The sequence below is a fragment of the Halomonas sp. A020 genome (assembly GCF_027943625.1).
GTDB classification, from domain to species: Bacteria; Pseudomonadota; Gammaproteobacteria; order Pseudomonadales; family Halomonadaceae; genus Vreelandella; species Vreelandella piezotolerans.
The window spans coordinates 3,628,374-3,646,137 of the sequence record NZ_AP022850.1 but is presented as its reverse complement, the minus strand read 5'-3'; the positions used below and the strand labels follow the sequence as shown (position 1 = coordinate 3,646,137).

At 58.6% G+C, this 17,764-nt stretch carries 17 protein-coding genes; 6 read left to right on the top strand and 11 right to left on the bottom strand.

Going from position 1 to position 17,764, the window contains the following annotated elements; all coding sequences use genetic code 11:
- The first annotated feature begins 4 nt into the window (after positions 1-4).
- The 3 genes from rng to tldD are packed head-to-tail and all read left to right on the top strand — an operon-like array spanning position 5 to position 6,773.
- Complete coding sequence (gene rng, locus FRH_RS17185) at positions 5-1,468, top strand: ribonuclease G (protein WP_139527151.1); 1,464 nt, start codon at positions 5-7, stop codon at positions 1,466-1,468.
- The gene (locus tag FRH_RS17180; protein WP_348773453.1) at positions 1,468-5,322 is read left to right on the top strand and encodes an AsmA-like C-terminal region-containing protein; all 3,855 of its coding nucleotides are present in this window, start codon (positions 1,468-1,470) and stop codon (positions 5,320-5,322) included. The genes rng and FRH_RS17180 overlap by 1 nt, the downstream gene beginning before the upstream one ends.
- Positions 5,319-6,773 carry a metalloprotease TldD gene (gene tldD, locus FRH_RS17175; protein WP_281997317.1) on the top strand — a complete coding sequence of 485 codons (1,455 nt, stop codon included), beginning with the start codon at positions 5,319-5,321 and terminating at the stop codon, positions 6,771-6,773. Before FRH_RS17180 ends, tldD begins: the two co-directional genes overlap by 4 nt.
- Positions 6,774-6,778: 5 nt before the next feature.
- Here the strand turns inward: tldD and yjgA are convergent, their stop codons facing one another.
- The gene (yjgA, locus tag FRH_RS17170; RefSeq protein WP_139527154.1) at positions 6,779-7,300 is read right to left on the bottom strand and encodes a ribosome biogenesis factor YjgA; all 522 of its coding nucleotides are present in this window, start codon (positions 7,298-7,300) and stop codon (positions 6,779-6,781) included.
- Positions 7,301-7,395: 95 nt separating this feature from the next.
- On the opposite strand from yjgA, the gene pmbA reads away from it, so the two are divergent.
- Positions 7,396-8,736, top strand: coding sequence for a metalloprotease PmbA (gene pmbA / locus FRH_RS17165; RefSeq protein WP_281997316.1), 1,341 nt, complete (start codon positions 7,396-7,398; stop codon positions 8,734-8,736).
- A gap of 18 nt (positions 8,737-8,754) precedes the next feature.
- Here the strand turns inward: pmbA and FRH_RS17160 are convergent, their stop codons facing one another.
- From FRH_RS17160 to FRH_RS17115, 10 genes are all read right to left on the bottom strand, one after another.
- A complete protein-coding gene (locus FRH_RS17160; RefSeq protein WP_139527156.1) occupies positions 8,755-9,024 on the bottom strand; it encodes an HPr family phosphocarrier protein in 270 nt (89 codons plus the stop codon).
- A 38-nt stretch (positions 9,025-9,062) separates the two neighbouring features.
- A complete protein-coding gene (gene rapZ / locus FRH_RS17155; RefSeq protein ID WP_139527157.1) occupies positions 9,063-9,980 on the bottom strand; it encodes an RNase adapter RapZ in 918 nt (305 codons plus the stop codon).
- Between the two features lie 58 nt (positions 9,981-10,038).
- Positions 10,039-10,506, bottom strand: a complete 468-nt coding sequence (gene ptsN / locus FRH_RS17150) for a PTS IIA-like nitrogen regulatory protein PtsN (protein ID WP_139527158.1) — start codon at positions 10,504-10,506, stop codon at positions 10,039-10,041.
- Positions 10,507-10,510: 4 nt separating this feature from the next.
- Complete coding sequence (gene raiA / locus FRH_RS17145; protein ID WP_281997315.1) at positions 10,511-10,819, bottom strand: ribosome-associated translation inhibitor RaiA; 309 nt, start codon at positions 10,817-10,819, stop codon at positions 10,511-10,513.
- Between the two features lie 97 nt (positions 10,820-10,916).
- Positions 10,917-12,332: an RNA polymerase factor sigma-54 gene (locus tag FRH_RS17140; RefSeq protein ID WP_139527159.1), complete on the bottom strand. Its 1,416-nt coding sequence runs from the start codon at positions 12,330-12,332 to the stop codon at positions 10,917-10,919.
- A gap of 105 nt (positions 12,333-12,437) precedes the next feature.
- A complete protein-coding gene (gene lptB / locus FRH_RS17135; protein WP_139527160.1) occupies positions 12,438-13,196 on the bottom strand; it encodes an LPS export ABC transporter ATP-binding protein in 759 nt (252 codons plus the stop codon).
- Between the two features lie 13 nt (positions 13,197-13,209).
- Positions 13,210-13,704, bottom strand: coding sequence for a lipopolysaccharide transport periplasmic protein LptA (lptA, locus tag FRH_RS17130; RefSeq protein WP_281997314.1), 495 nt, complete (start codon positions 13,702-13,704; stop codon positions 13,210-13,212).
- Between the two features lie 8 nt (positions 13,705-13,712).
- On the bottom strand, positions 13,713-14,285 hold the full coding sequence (gene lptC, locus FRH_RS17125; RefSeq protein ID WP_281998175.1) for an LPS export ABC transporter periplasmic protein LptC: 573 nt from the start codon (positions 14,283-14,285) through the stop codon (positions 13,713-13,715).
- Positions 14,285-14,827 carry an HAD hydrolase family protein gene (locus FRH_RS17120; RefSeq protein WP_139527163.1) on the bottom strand — a complete coding sequence of 181 codons (543 nt, stop codon included), beginning with the start codon at positions 14,825-14,827 and terminating at the stop codon, positions 14,285-14,287. Before FRH_RS17120 ends, lptC begins: the two co-directional genes overlap by 1 nt.
- A 42-nt stretch (positions 14,828-14,869) precedes the next feature.
- Positions 14,870-15,856 (bottom strand): KpsF/GutQ family sugar-phosphate isomerase, encoded by a 987-nt coding sequence (locus FRH_RS17115; RefSeq protein WP_139527164.1) that lies wholly within the window; start codon positions 15,854-15,856, stop codon positions 14,870-14,872.
- Between the two features lie 270 nt (positions 15,857-16,126).
- Here FRH_RS17115 and FRH_RS17110 point away from each other — a divergent pair, with 270 nt between their 5' ends.
- Both FRH_RS17110 and mlaE read left to right on the top strand, forming a co-directional pair.
- Positions 16,127-16,948, top strand: a complete 822-nt coding sequence (locus FRH_RS17110; RefSeq protein WP_281997313.1) for an ATP-binding cassette domain-containing protein — start codon at positions 16,127-16,129, stop codon at positions 16,946-16,948.
- Complete coding sequence (gene mlaE, locus FRH_RS17105) at positions 16,949-17,749, top strand: lipid asymmetry maintenance ABC transporter permease subunit MlaE (protein ID WP_281997312.1); 801 nt, start codon at positions 16,949-16,951, stop codon at positions 17,747-17,749.
- Positions 17,750-17,764 lie beyond the last annotated feature (15 nt).

Genomic DNA, 17,764 nt, shown 5'->3' with positions numbered 1-17,764 from the left:
TTGCATGAGCGGTGAAGTCCTCATCAATTTAACGCCCATGGAGACCCGCGTTGCGCTGGTAGAAAACGGCGTACTGCAAGAGGCGCTCATCGAGCGCTCTCGCAGGCGCGGTATCGTAGGCAATATCTACAAAGGCAAAGTCGTTCGCGTACTGCCTGGCATGCAGGCTGCTTTTGTCGATATTGGCTTGGAGCGTGCGGCGTTCATCCATGCACACGAAGTCATGCCGCCCGGCACTCCTAGCGAGGAGCAGCAAACCATTGGGCAACTGCTCCACGAAGGCCAAGCCCTGGTCGTTCAGGTCACCAAAGATCCCATCGGCACCAAAGGGGCGCGTCTAACCACGCACTTATCGATCCCCTCGCGGTACTTGGTTTACATGCCTGACTCGCCACACCACGGCGTGTCGCAGCGCATCGAGGACGAGCGTGAGCGTGAGCGCTTGAAGATGCTGCTAGATAAGAGCATCGAGGAGCAAACCCTCGAGGTGACAGGCGGCTTCATCGTGCGGACTGCCGCAGAGGGCGTGGGTGATGAAGAACTGGCCAGCGATATGTACTTCCTGTTGCGCATTTGGCGAAAAGTCAGCGAGCGCAAAATCACTGCTGCACCGCCCAGCGTCATTTATGACGACCTGCCGCTGTTCATGCGCACGCTCCGAGACGTGATGCGCGATGACATCGAGAAGGTGCGCATCGATTCCCGGGAAAATTTCGTCAAGCTCGTGGAGTTCGCAGAAGAGTTCATGCCCGATGCGGTCGACCGTATAGAGTACTATCCCGGTGAGCGTCCGATCTTCGATCTCTATAGTGTCGAAGACGAGATTCAGAAAGCGCTGGGGCGCAAGGTGCAACTCAAATCGGGCGGGTATTTGGTCATCGACCCGACCGAGGCCATGACGACCATCGATGTGAATACCGGTGGCTATGTGGGGCATCGCAATCTCGAAGAGACGATTTTCAAGACCAATTTGGAAGCCGCCACTGCCATTGCGCGCCAGCTTCGTTTACGCAATCTGGGCGGTATCATCATCATCGACTTCATCGATATGGTGGATGTCGAGCACCAGCGTCAAGTGTTGCGCGTGTTAGAGAAAGCGTTAGAGCGTGATCACGCCAAAACCAAATGCACCGGTGTTACCGAGCTTGGACTGGTGCAGTTAACGCGTAAGCGTACCCGGGAAAGCTTAGAGCAGACTCTCTGCGAAGCATGTCCGACCTGTGGCGGCCGCGGGACCCTCAAAACTCCAGAAACCATCTGTTACGAAATCTTCCGGGAGATCCTCCGCGAAGAGCGTGCCTATAGCGCAGAGACCTATATGGTGCTGGCGTCGCAGCCGGTGGTGGATCGCCTGCTGGATGAAGAGTCTGCCGCTGTCGCCGATCTGGAGACCTTCATCAATAAAACGATCCGTTTCCAGGTCGAGCAGCACTACTCTCAAGAGCAGTACGACATCGTGCTGATGTAATGATGTCATCACGCTCTCTCGTTCGCGGCTGTTGGATCAGCGTCGCTGCCGTGCTGGCGACGCTGGCTGTGGTGCTGCTGGCGTTTCGTCTATTGGCCAGCCAGGCGGATGCCTTGACCCCACGTATCGAAGCCATGCTCGAAGCGCGCATCGGGGTGCCGGTACACGTCGACCGGCTAGCACTCTCGTTAGAACGTAATGTTCTGCACCTAGCGCTCGATGAACTTAAGGCGCAAACCCCTGAGGGACAGGCCTTGGTGGAGGTCGACCGCCTGTCGCTGCGTCTTGATGTCTGGGAGAGCTTGCGTCGGTTGGCGCCCATCTTCAGCGATGCGCGTATGTTTGGGCTGCGCTTTCATCTTTACCAACAGCAGGATAGCGGATGGGGGTGGCCCTCTCCGGCCGAACTCCCCCTGGGCGTGACGCCCCAGCCCGACGTCGACCTCGACGCCTTAGATGCTTGGGCGGGCCTGTTACTGCGCCAGCGCGTCTGGGTGGATGATAGTCGCGTCACCCTGCATGGCGCGGAGCAAACCGTGATGCTGCACGCGCCCACGCTCTTGTTGAGCGGTGATCGGCGACGGACGCGTCTAGAGGGCGCGCTGACCATCGTCGATACGCCTGATGCGGCGAATGCCGAGCTTCCGGCCATGACCCTTCATGCCGAAATGCAGCCAGGAAAGCAGGGGTTTAGCGACTTTTCGGCGGCGCTTCAGCTGGACATGCAGCTTGACCACTTGGTGGTACTGGCCGCCCTGTTTCGGCCGGATCGGATGCCTTTTTTGGAGCAGGTGGGTGGCCAGGTACAGCTTTGGGGCCGTTGGCAAGAGGGTGCCTTGGTCGATGCGCGGCTGGCACTGGATGTTCCTGAGCTCACTCTACGTCAGGATGTCGAATACGCCGTGCTTCGCAATATTCAGGCCAGCGGACAGTGGCTGCGTGATGGCGATGGGGGGGAGGCATGGCTCAGCGGCAGTGCCGAGACCGTCGAGTGGGCACAACCCGAGGGGGGCAGCGATGGCCCGGCACTACCACGTCACTGGTATCTATCGCATCAACCCGGACAGTGGGAGTTGCGCACCAGCGCATTCGAGCTCGCCTCTTTGGCGGCGTGGCGTGAGTATGCACTATTGCCTGAGTCGGTGACGCGGGTTCTGCAAACACTTTCACCCCGCGGGCAGGTGCAGGGCTTACGTCTAGGCCAGCGTGACGGCCGTTGGGGGGTCGATGCAGCCCTGACCAACGTTGCCGTTTTGCCATGGCAGCAGGCACCGGGCGGCGGGCCGCTGGATGCCTGGGTTCAGGCGCGCGATTTGCGTGGGCGTGTGACCTTTAATAGCGCGGGCGATAGCGCGCTTTACTTCCCTGAACTGTTTGATGCGCCGATGCAGCTTGGCCATGCAGAAGGGGTCGTCGAGTGGGTTTACGACGGCCCCAATACCATGATCAGCGGTCGCGATCTGAACGTCGATTGGGAGGGAGCTCGTGTCAGCGGTGGCTTTGGCCTGATCACTGGGCAGCAAAACGGCCAGTTCGGTCTCGACATCGCCTTTGCCGACGTGGATGCGCGCGCTCGTCCGCTCTCGCAGTGGCTGCCGATGAAAGCGTTCGACCCAGCGCTGCGCGATTGGTTGGCCAGCGATATAGGGGGCATGGTGCCTCAGGGCTCTTTGAAGCTCAGCCAGCCGCTGGGGCCGCGCGCGTCATCGGATCAGCTATCGGCAACGCTGGCACTGGCGATCGAGCAGGGCTATCTACCGATAGCGCCTGATTGGCCCCTACTAGAGGATCTTGAGGGACGCTTGCTCTGGCAAGGAGGCGTATTGCAAGCCGAAGTGGCGCATGCGCAGAGTCAGGGTGTGGAAGTCGCCAATGGTGTGGTACGTATGGAAGAGAAGCAGCCACTGATGCTATCGGCAGACGTACATAGTCATGGCGCTGCGTTGCTGAGTTTCCTTCGCGCCATGCCCGACATGGATACGCTACCCCTCGACGCGCTGTCGGCGCAGGGACATCTTGACGGTGACGTCGCGCTGGAGCTGCCACTCGAATCCCCAGAGATGCTTCAGCTCGAGATCAATGTCCGCCCGGTGCTATCGGCTGTCGGCTATACGCCGCTGCCTATCACGCTGCGCGAACTGGGGGGGGAACTTCACTGGCAACAAGTGGGGCAGGCGCATACCCTGACCGGCGACTTGAGTAGTCAGTGGCAGGGAGGGGATTTACGGGCGACATTCTTGGCCGATGAGCGCATCGCCCTTGAAGGGAGCGTAGCGACCTCAGCGCTCTGGTCGCTGGCGAGCGTGCCTGCCGAACAAGCTCGTCAAATCATCGACGGTAGCACGCCGTGGCAAGGGGAGGTCACGCTGACGCCTAGCCCCGTGGTGACGTTGCAAAGTCGCCTTCTCGGCGTGACGAGCGAGCTGCCCGAGCCGTTTGCCAAGCGCAGCGAAGAGGCCTGGCCGTTACAGTTACGCGCTGAGTTGGCCTCTGGGCGTACTTCCGTTGAGTTGGCCGATAAGCTCGTGGCCAAGGTACACTCTTTAGAGGGTGGCGCACAGGCAGGGCAAGTAGCGCTAGGCAGCGCGGTATCGCGCTCCGGCTGGTCCCGACAGCCGGGCTGGCGCTTGGATGCAGGTCTTGACACACTGGACCCGTTGGCGTGGCAAGCAGCCCTTGCTCCGCTGATGTCAGGAAATCTGGAAAACGCTTCCAGCCGTGGTGACCGTTCGCCTTTCGACGTGCGGCTGCGCACTGAGTGTCTGATGTATCGTGAGACCTGTCTGGGTGCGATGACGGCTTCAGGAACGATCGAACCTCGGCGTGCAGCCTTAACCCTCAATGGTGATGTGCTGAACGGCCGGGTCGACTACCAACCTGCCAGCGAGCGTCCGCTGGACATCGCCATCACCACGCTGACGCTGAATCCATTGTTCGATCTCCCCGCCAACACCCACGATGCCAGCGTCGCTGCTCCCGACTCCTGGATCGAGGCGGTCGATACCCAGTACGCAGATCCCGTGCCAATCCCAGACGGCTTGGCGGCGCTGCCTAATGGCCGGTTGCGACTGGCGGAAGTGAGTGTGGGTAATCGCCGCTACGGACCGCTTACCGCGTTTTGGCAAGCCGATGAGCGTCGTTTTACGCTTGCGCCGGTGGGGCTGACACTCGGTCAGCTCTCTGCGCGAGGCGAACTGGTGTGGGAGGGCAATGCGGTGAACAGTCGAACCCGCGCCGATATTTCTATTCAGGGAGGCGATGTCGGTACGGCGCTAGAGCGGCTAGGGCAGCCGGTGGCCATGCGAAGCCGTACGACGGATGTATCCGCCAACCTCACGTGGCCCGGCGCACCCTGGCAGGTGGATTTGAGCCGAGCCGGTGGAGAGATGAGCGCGGATCTTCGTGATGGGCGTTTCGTGACGCTCGAATCGACGCCAGCCCGCCTGGTTGGACTGCTCAATTTCGATAACATTCTGCGCCGCTTGCGCTTCGATTTTTCCGATTTGACGGGTCAAGGCACCGCCTTCGATCGTGTGCACGGTACCGCTGACGTGGCCCAGGGGCAGCTGCTGCTGCGCGGCCCCCTACAAATTGATGCCCCTGCGACCACGCTGACGCTGACAGGAAGTGTTAACCTCTTACAGCGTGAACTCGATCAGCGTCTCGGCGTCACACTGCCTGTGAGCCAAAGTTTACCCATCGCCGCCATTGCGGTCGGCGCGCCCATCGTTGGCGGCGCGCTATTCATTGCCGACCAGCTATTCGGCGATGCGTTGGATCAAGCAACCACTCTCTATTATCGCGTGCGAGGTCCTTGGACCTCGCCGCAAGTGACTTTAGAAGGCCCCCAATGACCCCACAAACAAGCGATATCGAGTCTGCCGTTTCCATTTTGCTTACCCCTGGTGGTCTCGATCTTGACGCCCTGGATACTGGCCTTGGTTATGCCCTGGGAGCGGGCATCGATTATGCCGATCTCTATTTTCAGCGAACTTGGCAAGAAGGGTGGGTGCTGGAGGATGGCGAGGTCAAAGAGGCCAGCTATAACATTGATGGTGGCGTGGGCGTGCGCTCGCTGGCGGGTGAGAAAACGGGGTTTGCGTACTCCAATCAAATCACCGCCGATGCGTTGATGGACACCGGGCGAACGGCGGCTGGTATCGTTCGCAGCGGAAAACAGTTACCCGGTCAGAAAGTAACGCCGGTCAGCGCCGCCGCGCGTTATTCAGGAATCGATCCGCTTGCCGGGTTATCAGCGGAAGAAAAGGTCGCGATGTTGAAAGAGGCCGATCGCATAGCGCGAGCCGCAGATCCCAGTATCAGCCAAGTGAGCGCGTCGCTCTCTGGCACCTACGAAGTCGTGTTGGTACGCGCCAGCGACGGCACCCTTGCCGCCGATATTCGCCCCCTCGTGCGTTTCAACGTCAGTGTGATTGCGGCCAAAAACGGCCGCCGGGAGCGCGGTGGCGCGGGCGGCGGTGGTCGTTACTCGATGTCGCGTCTGCGTGATGAAGGCGTGGCCGAGCGCTACGCAAAAGAAGCGGTGCGTCAAGCGCTGGTCAACCTGGAGGCCGTCGACGCACCGGCCGGGCAGATGCCGGTGGTGTTAGGGGCGGGTTGGCCTGGTATTCTTCTGCACGAAGCCGTTGGGCACGGATTGGAAGGCGATTTCAACCGCAAAGGCAGCTCGGCGTTTGCCGGGCGGATGGGGCAGCAGGTCGCCGCCAAGGGCGTCACGGTGGTCGACGATGCCACGGTGGCCGATAGCCGTGGCGCGCTCAGTGTGGACGACGAAGGCACGCCCGGTCAGTACACGCCGTTGATCGAAGACGGTATTTTGACGGGCTATATGCAGGATAAGCTGAATGCGCGCTTGATGAAAATGGCGCCCACCGGTAATGCGCGTCGCGAGTCGTTTGCGCATTTGCCAATGCCACGTATGACCAACACGATCATGCTGGCGGGGCAGGATGATCCTGACGACATCATCAAAAGCGTCAAGCGGGGTATCTATGCCGTCAGCTTTGGCGGCGGTCAAGTAGACATTACCTCGGGTAAGTTCGTCTTTTCGGCCAGCGAAGCTTACATGATCGAAGATGGCAAGATCACAGCGCCGGTCAAGGGCGCGACGCTGATAGGCAACGGGCCCGAAGCCATGGGCAGAGTGTCGATGATTGGCCATGACATGGCGATGGATACCGGCATTGGCGTGTGTGGTAAAGAGGGGCAGGGCGTGCCCGTCGGTGTCGGTCAGCCCACGCTTAAGCTGGATGAGCTGACCGTCGGCGGTACGCAGTCTTCATGACTGGCTTACAGCGCTAGCGTCTCACGCAGGTGTTTGAACAGCTTGCGCGAGCTGGTGGGGGGCTTGCCCTGTTCGCGTTCTTTACGCGCGTTGCGCACGAGTTGGCGCAGCGCTTGCCGATCCGCATTGGGATAATCGACCACGAAGAGATCGACGGCATCGTCGCCCTCGTCGATCATGCGGTCTCGCCACTTTTCCAGGCGATGAAAAGCATGATCGCGCTGCTCTTTTTCTTGTTCGATGGCGTCGAAAACGCCTTGAATGGCCGTTAGATCCTCTTTGCGGATGAGCTTGCCAACGTACTGCATGTGACGTCGGCGGCCCTCATGGGAGCGAATGCGAGCGGTTTCATCGATGGCGCGCAGCATATCGTCAGACAGCGGAAAGCGTGAGCGTTCGGTGGGGTTCATGGCAATCAGGGTTTCGCCAAGCGCCTGTAAGGCGTGCATTTCTCGCTTTAGCTGCGATTTACTGGGGCGCTCTACCTGTTCGTCGATGTCAATTGGCTCGGGACGTTGCTTGGGCATATAGCTACTCACAGATTAGATTCGTTCGCAGCATTATATCAGGCTGTGACCACAACATTGATCCGCCAACGCGTTTCAGGCGAAAAGGAGGCCACATGGCACAGGCATTTGATGCATCGGCGCAGCAGGCATTACTGACACAGCGCGCTGAAGAAGCGCTTGCCCTAGCAAAGCAGCTAGGTGCAGATGCTGCTGAAGTGGGTGCCAGCGTCGATCAAGGCATGGGCGTCAGCGTTCGTTTAGGCGAGGTGGAAACCGTTGAGCTGTCGCGCGATCAGGGAATTGCGGTAACGCTATACGTGGGCAAGAGAAAGGGGAGCGCCTCGTCTACCGATGCCAGCAGCGCGTCGATTCGCGCAACGGTCGAGAAAGCGCTCGCGATCGCGCGCTATACCGGAGAAGATCCTGCCGCCGGTTTGGCAGACGCGTCGCTGATGGCCACCGAGCTACCCGATTTGAAAGTCCACCACCCGTGGACGCTCACCACGGATGAGGCCATCGACCTGGCCCTTCGCTGCGAGCAGGCTGGACGCAGCGCGGAGGGGATTCATCAGTCGGAGGGTGCGTCACTCTCCAGCGGCGAGGGTGTCCGTGTTTATGCCAACAGCCACGGATTTTTGGGCACTCAAAAAGGCAGCAATCACTCGCTCTCATGCATGCTGATCGCCCAGGACGATCAGGGTATGCAACGCGACTATGATTACACCGCCGCACGTAATCCACACCATTTACGCAGCCCGGAAGAAGTCGGTCGAGAAGCGGCAACTCGCACGCTTCGCCGACTGGGTGCGCGTCGGCCACCGACCGGTACCTTTCCGGTGCTGTTCGACCCTACGCTAGCCAGCGGCCTGATCGGTCATCTAATGAGCGCCTTGGCAGGCGGTGCGCTATACCGAGAAGCCTCTTTTCTGTGTGACCGTCTGGGAACGCCGCTTTTTCCCGATTGGTTTGGCTTGGAAGAGCGACCCATGGAAGTGGGGGCGACGGCGAGCTCGCCGTTCGATGCCGAGGGCGTGCAAACCCGTAATAATCGATTCATCGATCGGGGGCAGGTTGCCAGCTACATGCTTTCTGCTTATAGCGCACGGCGTTTAGGTATGCACTCGACTGGAAATGCAGGTGGCGCGCGCAATTTACGCCTGCTGGCTCCGTTAACGCCACGAGCCGAGCTGTTGAGTCAGATGGGGCAAGGTATTTGGGTCACCGAACTCATGGGGCAGGGGGTGAACGGTGTGACCGGTGATTACTCGCGGGGAGCGGCAGGCTTTTGGATTGAAAACGGTGAAGTTCAGTACCCAATCGAGGAGTTCACGATCGCCAGTAACCTGAACAAGATGTTTGCCGGGCTGAGTGGCGTAGGGGATGACACGGATACACGGGGCAGCATTCACACGGGGAGCTGGCTGGTGGATGCGATGACCGTGGCGGGCAGCTAAGCGTTCACGCTGCATCGATTACTGATCTTCTTCAAACCGAGCGTCGAATAGCGCCTCGATAGCATCGAGCGCTCGTTCGGCGTCTTCCCCTTCTGCAATGACGGTGAGCTCGGTACCGCAGGGCGCGGCGAGCATGAGCAGTGACATGATATTGGCAGCATCCGCTTTTTGCTGCTTCTTGTACACATGAATCTGGGCAGAGAACTGCTGGCCACACTGAACCAGTTTGGTGGCTGCGCGGGCGTGAAGGCCGCGCTGATTGGTAAGGGTCAACGTTCTTTCGGGCACTCTGGTTCCTTTTTGCCGAGTGGAGTTTTAGGGAGGGCTCAGGGAGTACTGGGCGTCGCCGCCGTATGTTGGGTTGTCGGCGTTTCGCTGAGCGTGTACTGCAGCCCTAGCTCGCGATGCCTCAACTGCACTTCCCCTGTTTGTTTGACGAGCCGCTGTGCAAGCTGCTCGATCATATAAACGGACCGGTGTTGGCCGCCCGTGCAGCCAATGGCCACGGTCATATAGCTGCGATGGCTATTTTGATAAGCCGGTAGCCACTTCTCCAGCCACGTTTCAATATCGCTTGCCATGGCCTCTACCACGGGGTAGCCGCTCAAGAAGTCGATGATGTTGGCGTCGCGACCGGTATATTGGCGCAGAGTAGGGTCCCAATAAGGATTGGGCAAGCAGCGTACGTCGAACACGAGGTCGGCATCCAGCGGAACGCCGCGTTTGTAGCCAAAGGACTCGAAGGTGAGCGTCAGTTGATGCTGGCGCTGATGAGCTACTTGGTCGGTAATGCGGCGTCGCAGATCGTGTACGGAGAGTCGAGACGTATCGATCAATAAATCGGCGAGGTCGCGAATGTCATTCAGCGTCTCTTCTTCTTTGTTGATCGCTTCTTCCAGCGTCATGTCGCTATCACGGGTGAGGGGATGACGACGGCGGGTGGCCGAGTAACGCTCCAGCAAAATACGCGCATCGGTTGTCAGGTAGATCACCTGAAAACGAATTTCCCGGTGGCGCAATTCTTCAAGTAGCGCTGGCAGACGCTCCAGCGCAGTAGGTAAGTTGCGTGCGTCGATACTGACGGCAATCCGGGTGCGCTCACCCTGGGCGCGCAACTCGTCGATAAGCGAGCCCAACAGCATGGCAGGCAAGTTATCGATCGCGTAATAGCCAAGATCTTCCAGCGCTTGTAAGGCGATAGACTTACCGGAACCTGAACGGCCGCTAATGATCACCAGTTGCATAGCGTCTCTCTTGGCGTTTGAGCGTAAGAAGTAAAGACAAATTGAAGGAGTAGATCTGTTACGCAGCTTGTTCGCGTATCTTGGCCGTTATCAGCGTCAACAGTTCTTTTTGGCTGCCTGCTTTGCGCAGCTGTTGGCGAGTATCGGCGTCGTTCATGATCGTCGCGACTTGTCCGAGCAAAGCAAGGTGCGTGTCATCGGCTTCTTCAGGCACCAGCAAAACGAACACGAGATCGACCGGGTCCCCATCGATGGCATCGAAATCGACGGGTTCCGCCAGTTTCAAAAAGCCAGCAATGGGGGCACTGCAGTGTGGGCTTCTTGCGTGGGGAATGGCAACACCGTTGCCAATCCCCGTGCTGCCAAGACGCTCGCGCCCAATCAAACGACTGAACACTTCTTGGCTGTCAAGGCTGGGCGTGTTTTGGGCGATGAAGGTGCTGAAAAACTCCAGCACCCGCTTTTTGCTGCCCCCGGGTACGTCATAAAGCACGCGCTCCGGGGGGAGAATGGTTTCCAACGTCATTGAGTTAACGCACGCCTGCGCCTTGAGCGCGAGCTTGTGCTTTTTCCTTGTGTTTGACGAGTTGACGATCGATTTTGTCCGCAAGGGCATCGATGGCAGCATACATATCGTTATCGAGTGCCTCGGCATGAAGGTCAGCACCGGCGGCATGTAGCGTGCACGTTGCCTGCTGGCGCTCCTTTTCGACAGATAAGGTCACTTGTACCGTGGTGATATTGTCGTAGTGTCGTTCGACGCGTTCCAGCTTTTCGTTAACGTAGTCACGCAAGGCGTCAGTCAGTTCAACGTGATGACCAGTGATGTTTACTTGCATTGACGTGCTCCTTATCCATCGGGCTGTACTTCGATTGTAACCCTTTTTACGCTATTGCAAAGCCCTTGCGGTGAGTTTGTCACGACCAAGCGTTTAACTAGCGTAAACGGCGGCGCTCGCTCGAAGAGGGAATGCCCATCGACTCGCGATATTTCGCGACGGTACGTCGTGCCACGCTTATTCCGCCCTCTTCGAGAAGCGTCACCAAGCGACTATCGGAGAGCGGTTTGCCTGAGGGCTCCTCTTGAATGAGCTTTTTGATACGTGCGCGAATGGCCGTGCTCGAGTGGCTGTCGCCGCCGTCTTGGCCACTGACTTGACTGGAGAAAAAGTATTTCAACTCGAACACGCCACGCGGTGTATGAATGAACTTCTGTGTCGTCACGCGTGAGATGGTCGACTCATGCATCTCTACGGCTTCGGCGATGTCGGCCAAGATCAGTGGCTTCATGGCCTCTTCGCCGTGCTCTAGAAAGCCAATTTGGCGAGCGATGATTTCACGCCCCACGCGCAGCAAGGTGTCATTGCGGCTAGAGAGGCTTTTGATCAGCCAGCGCGCTTCTTGAAGGTGCTCTTTCAAGAACTGGTTGTCCTGGCTCTTGTCGGCGCGTTTGATCAAGCTGGCGTAGTCGGGTTGGATGCGTAGCCGTGGAAGAGCGTCCGGGTTGAGCTCTAAATGCCAGCCTTCGTTGTCATGGCGCACGACCAGATCGGGAGTGATGTAGCTATCGTCGGTCACGCCGTAGGCGCTGCCGGGTCGGGGATCGAGGCTGCGAATTAATCGAATGACGTCATCCAGCTGTTCATCGTCCAGGCTCAAACGGCGCTTGAGGAGGCGCATATCGTCTTTGCCTAGCGCCTCCAAAAACTGTCGTACCAGCCGTTTGGCTGGCATCAATAGCGGGGTGTCTTCCGGCAACGCAGCAAGTTGAAGCATCAGACATTCGCGCAGGTCGCGAGCGAACACGCCGGTCGGCTCGAACTGCTGCAAGCGCAGTAGGGTATTTTCCACTTCCCGTTGGCTCAAGCCGTCATGACCTTGTGCTTTGAGCCCTTCACGAATGTCGTTGAGCGGCTGGGTAAGATAACCATTGGCGTCCAGCGCATCGATCAGGCTCTCCGCAATTGCATATTCCCGTGAGCTGACATCGGTCATGGCCAGTTGCCACAGCAAATGGCCATGCAGGCTTTGGCCAGCGGCTTGGCGCTCGAAGTCGGGTCCTTCGCTACCACCGCTCAGACTGCCCATGTCTTGGTAGGTGTCCGACCAGTCGCTGTCGACGGAGAGTTCGTTGGGAATGCTGTCAGACCACTCGGCCTCTTGCGGCTCGCTGACTGCCTGTTCCCCAAACTCGTCCTCTTGCTCGAGCATAGGGTTGGCGTCAAGTGCTTGCTGAATTTCTTGACGGAGGTCCAGCGTAGAGAGCTGCAGCAGGGCAATGGCCTGTTGCAGCTGGGGTGTCATGGTCAGCTGTGTGCCGATACGCAATTGGAGAGAAGCTTTCATGACCATCTGAGAACCACTCGTTAATCAGAAAGCTCCACCCTAGAGCGAGTTATGGCTAGGTGCAAGTGCAATAAGCATGCCACTAAAAGAAAAGTTTGGTCAGGCCTCGGTTTAGAGCCGGAAATCAGCGCCCAGATAGACGTCGCGGACCTTTTGGTTATTGAGAATCTCCTGGGCGTTTCCACTGGCGATGATGTGGCCATCGCCAACGATGTAGGCGATATCGCAAATATCCAGGGTTTCACGCACGTTGTGGTCGGTGATCAAGACGCCGATGTGGCGTTTTTTGAGTGCGCGGATAATGGTTTTGATTTCGCCGACCGAAATAGGGTCGACCCCTGCAAAGGGTTCGTCGAGTAGAATGAACGCGGGCTCGGTGGCCAGCGACCGCGCGATCTCTACTCGACGGCGCTCGCCTCCTGAGAGGCTCATGCCTAGGTTGTCACGAATATGGGTGATATGAAAATCTTCGAGCAGTGACTCCAGGCGAGCTTCTCTGGCACTGCGATCGAGCGTTTTGCGCGTCTCGAGGATGGCCATGATGTTATCGGCTACCGAGAGCTTGCGAAAAATGGAGGCCTCTTGGGGAAGATACCCAATGCCTGCCATGGCGCGTTCGTGCATGGGCGCGTGGGTCAAATCCAGATCGTCGATACCCACATTGCCCGCATCGGATTTGACCAGTCCGACGATCATGTAAAACGAGGTGGTTTTACCGGCTCCATTGGGGCCCAACAGTCCAACGACACTGCCCTGGGCGATTTCCAGGTTGATGTCCTTGACGACACGGCGGCGTTTGTAGCTCTTCGCTAGGTGGTGGGCGTAGAGCGTTTTGACAGGTGCGGAATCTGCAGACGTTGATGCTGCCACGTGTGGGCGCTCCCTATTGTTCCGGCTGAAGGGTCATGCGAATGCGCTGGTTGTCGCTACCGTTCACGTCGGAGCGAGCTTGCACCACTTCCTGGTCGATGAAGTACTCCAGGCGGCCCCCTTGAAAGCGGTCGCCTTGCTGGGTCAGTTCGGCTTGGTCGATCAGCTCCACGCGGCGTTCGGCGACATGATAGATGATGCGCCGTGCCCAACCTTCCATGGGGGTCTCCTGGTCGTCGAGACGATTGCGCAAGTAGGCACGCTCACCCGTGGCAATGGCTTGAGAAAGTTCCCCTGCATCATTGCGCTGAATCTCGACGCGTTCGCCGCGCAATTGCATTTCGCCTTGACGAATATCCACGTTACCTGAGTAAACTGCGGTGCCCGCGCGCTGGTCGAGGTCCAGGCGGTCGGCTTCTACTTCGATGGGTGCTTGGCTTTGCGCCATGGCAGCCGTCGCCAGCGGTAGCGTTAAAGCAAAGAGGGTGCTGCGGAGAGAGGCATTCATCGCGACTCCTAGGGGGTACGAGTGGCCGGCGGATGCACGCCGCGCACGTTGTTGGTCAGGCGGACCTGGCTGTCATCCAGCCAAACGTCCATGCGGGAAGCTTCCATACGCTGAGGGGGCTGCTGCAACAGCACGGGCGTAGTGCTCCAGGCGTGGCGGGTCACGCCATCGTAGTTGAGTTGCTGTGTATCGAGCTGCCAACCCTCTTCAGGCGCGAGCAGCCGGGCAGACCCGCGCAGCGTCAAGGCCTGAGTATCGGTATTCAGGGTGCCGGTATCCGCGGTCGCCAACCACTCCCGCTGTTCGCTATCGAACAGCGTAGCACGTGGCGACACGACATCTGTCATGGCCGTTTGAGGTGTATGCACTAGCCGGGGAGTGACCAGCGACTGCTGAATCGTCCCCGATTCCCCAAATAGGGTGATTTCGGCATTCTCTAATACATGACCTGGCTCCTGAGCGCGCGCTTGCTCGTCGATATCTCGCTCTTGGGCGCTGCGCGGGTCGAGCCAAACCAAAAGCATGCCCAGGACGACGACCAGTGCCGTTACCCAAACTCGTTTTCTGAGCTTTACGCCCATCATGAGTGCCTGTGAAGATAGGTGTCGAGTACGGCATCCCAATGCCCTTGGGAGGTGAGCAGCGTATCGCAAATTTCACGCACCGCGCCGTGCCCGCCCAGCCGTTCGGTGATCCAATCGGCGTGGGTATGCATATAATCGGGTGCATTGGGGACCGTGATGCCAACGCCTGCGCGCTTGATGGGTGCCAAGTCTGGCAGGTCGTCCCCGCAGTAAGCGACTTGTTCGAGCGTAATATCCAGCCGCTGGCAGAGGGCTCGCAGGGTCGTGAGTTTGTCTTCGCAGCCTTGATGCACATGGCTGATACCTAGTGCCGCAGCGCGCTGGCTGACCATCGGCGAATCGCGGCCGGTGATGAGCGCCACATGAATGCCAACGCGTTTGAGCAGTTTCAAGCCATGCCCATCCTGAGTGTGAAACGCTTTGATCTCGATGCCGTCGGCTTGAAAGTAGAGTCGGCCGTCCGTCAAAACGCCATCTACGTCTAGCGCAAGTAGTTTTACGCGGCGGAGCCGGTCGAGTAGTGCATCGGGTAGGGCCATATAGCCTCCTTAACATCCATGGCAAAAAGCGTTATCACGCAGTTAAATCACACCGCTGGCCAGTAAGTCATGCATATGTAGCGCGCCGATGGGACGCTGTTGCTCGTCGACGACGGCCAGCGCGGTTATCCGGCTATCTTCCATAATACGTACCGCTTCGGCTGCTAGCACGTCAGGACCGATGCGTTTGCCTGGGCGCGTCATGACGTCGTCGACTCGCACATCGCGCAAGTCATGAAATTGGTCCAATGTGCGTCTCAGGTCACCGTCGGTATATACACCTGCCAAACGGCCTTCGCTATCGATGACGCAGGTGAACCCAAGCCCTTGGCGTGTGATCTCTAAAAGCGCATCGCGTAGCGGGCTACCCAATGCAACCTGAGGCAGCCGCGTGCCGTCGTGCATGAGATCGCGGACTCGCAGCAGCAGCCGCTTGCCGAGGCTTCCGCCCGGATGAGAGAGCGCAAAATCTTCCGCTGTAAAGCCACGTGCTTCAAGCAAGGCCACGGCAAGGGCGTCCCCCAGTGCTAGCGCGGCGGTGGTCGAGCTTGTCGGGGCAAGATCCAGCGGGCAGGCTTCGCGCTCGACGCCGCTGTCCAAATGGGCATCGGCGTGGCGTGCCAGGGTAGAGCCTGGACGTCCAGTCATGCTCACCAGCGGGGTGCCAAGCCTTTTAAGCAGAGGGAGTAGCGCCGTGACTTCAGCTGTTTCGCCGGAGTTAGAGAGCGCCAACACCACGTCGGTACGGGTGATCATACCGAGATCGCCGTGGCTGGCTTCACCTGGGTGTACGAAAAAGGCGGGCGTGCCGGTGCTTGCCAGTGTGGCAGCCAGTTTGCCTGCAATATGACCCGACTTGCCCATGCCGGTCACTACCACGCGGCCTTGGCAGGCGAGAATGAGCTGGCAGGCATGGTCGAATTGGTCGTCTAGCTTGGCTTGGAGGCCGCCGATGGCTGCTTGCTCGATTTGCAGCGTGCGCAGCGCACTTTCACGCAGTTGGCTGGGTGTAGAGAGTGGCTGGCCCATGGCATGTCTCGTTTTCATGATGTGAATGGGTAGCTGGTAAGAATAACATCTTGCGGCGCTATTTAGCTAAATCACGACAAGGTCGTCGATGGTATGGAGGGCTCCATTGCATGAACGATGGTGCGCTCACTATTAGCGTCGCTGCTGTTGAGAGTAGCGTTGGATCATGATGTTCGATACTATTTCGAAAACACTGTTTTTTAAACTGCCCTGTGGCTTGTCGGTTTATACTGACGCGTTCTGGCATCAACGAGGAAGGTCAAACATCACATGACGGATGTACCCTTCATACAGGTCGAAGACATCTACTTTTCCCGTGGTGAGAGCGAAATTTTTCGCGGTGTCAGCATGACCATACCTCGCGGGCAAGTGACGGCCATCATGGGGCCAAGCGGTACCGGTAAGACGACGTTGTTGAAGCTCATCGGTGGCCAGCTCACACCCGACCGTGGACGTATCCTCATCGATGGGCAGGACGTGCATCGGCTCTCACGTAAAGCGCTATTCGCGCTGCGCAAACGCATGGGCATGCTGTTTCAAAGCGGTGCCCTGTTTTCGGATTTGGACGTTTTTGAAAACGTTGCGTTTCCGCTGCGCGTTCATACGGACCTGCCGGACGCGATGATTCGCGATCTGGTGCTATTGAAGCTTCAGGCGGTAGGGCTGCGCGGCGCGAAGCACCTAACGCCCGCCGAGCTGTCCGGAGGGATGGCGCGTCGGGTGGCGTTGGCGCGTGCCGTGGCACTCGACCCTGAGCTAATACTCTACGACGAGCCATTCGTCGGCCAGGATCCTATTTCCATGGGCGTGCTGGTGCAACTGATCAAACGGCTCAATCAGGCGCTGTCACTCACCTCGGTGGTAGTGTCGCATGACATCAAAGAAACGCTGAGCATCGCGGATTACCTCTACTTGATCGCCGATGGTCAAGTCGTTGCTCACGGGACCCCCAGCACGCTGGAAACGAACCAGGATCCTCGCGTCAACCAATTCATGCACGGCAAGCCAGACGGTCCCGTGCCGTTTCACTATCCCGCAGACCCACTTCACCGGGATATCTTCGGTCACGATTCAGTCACAAAGGCAGGGTAGATGCAGGGCAAATTGACACAATATGCGTCGCGCGTGGCCCGTCTGGGGCGAAAAAGCAGCGATGTCGTCGAGGCGCTGGGGCGCGCGACGGTGTTTCTAGCGCAGTCGGCGATAGGCGTGCCGTCACGGGAAGGGTGGTCGCTTTGGATGCGCCAAATGCACTTCGTCGGAGTGCTGTCGCTGGCCATCGTCCTCGTGTCGGGGCTGTTCATTGGCATGGTGCTGGCGCTACAGGGATACACCATTTTGGTGGATTTTGGTGCCGAACAGGCGCTGGGCCAAATGGTGGCGCTCTCACTGCTGCGTGAGCTTGCCCCTGTGGTGGCTGCGCTGCTGTTTGCGGGGCGAGCCGGGTCTGCTTTGACCGCCGAAATCGGTCTGATGAAAGCCACCGAGCAGCTCACTAGTATGGAGATGATTGGCGTCGACCCGCTGCGGCGTGTGGTGGCGCCTAGGCTGTGGGCGGGTTTCGTGGCGTTACCGATATTGACCGTGGGCTTCAGTGTCGTGGGCATTTGGGGCGGCTACTTGGTCGGTGTCGAGTGGCTGGGCGTGTTCGAGGGCTCGTACTGGAGCAACATGCAGGCCAGCGTGTCGTTTCTCGACGATGTTGGTAACGGTATGATCAAAAGCGTGGTCTTTGCCCTCGTCGTAACCTGGATCGCCGTGTTTCAAGGCTATGACCTCGTGCCGACTTCCGAAGGGATCTCCCGAGCCACCACCCGCACGGTGGTATATTCCTCGCTGGCCGTGCTTGGATTGGATTTCGTTTTAACTGCCGTGATGTTCGGCGGTCTTTAAGGGTGGAGTAATGTC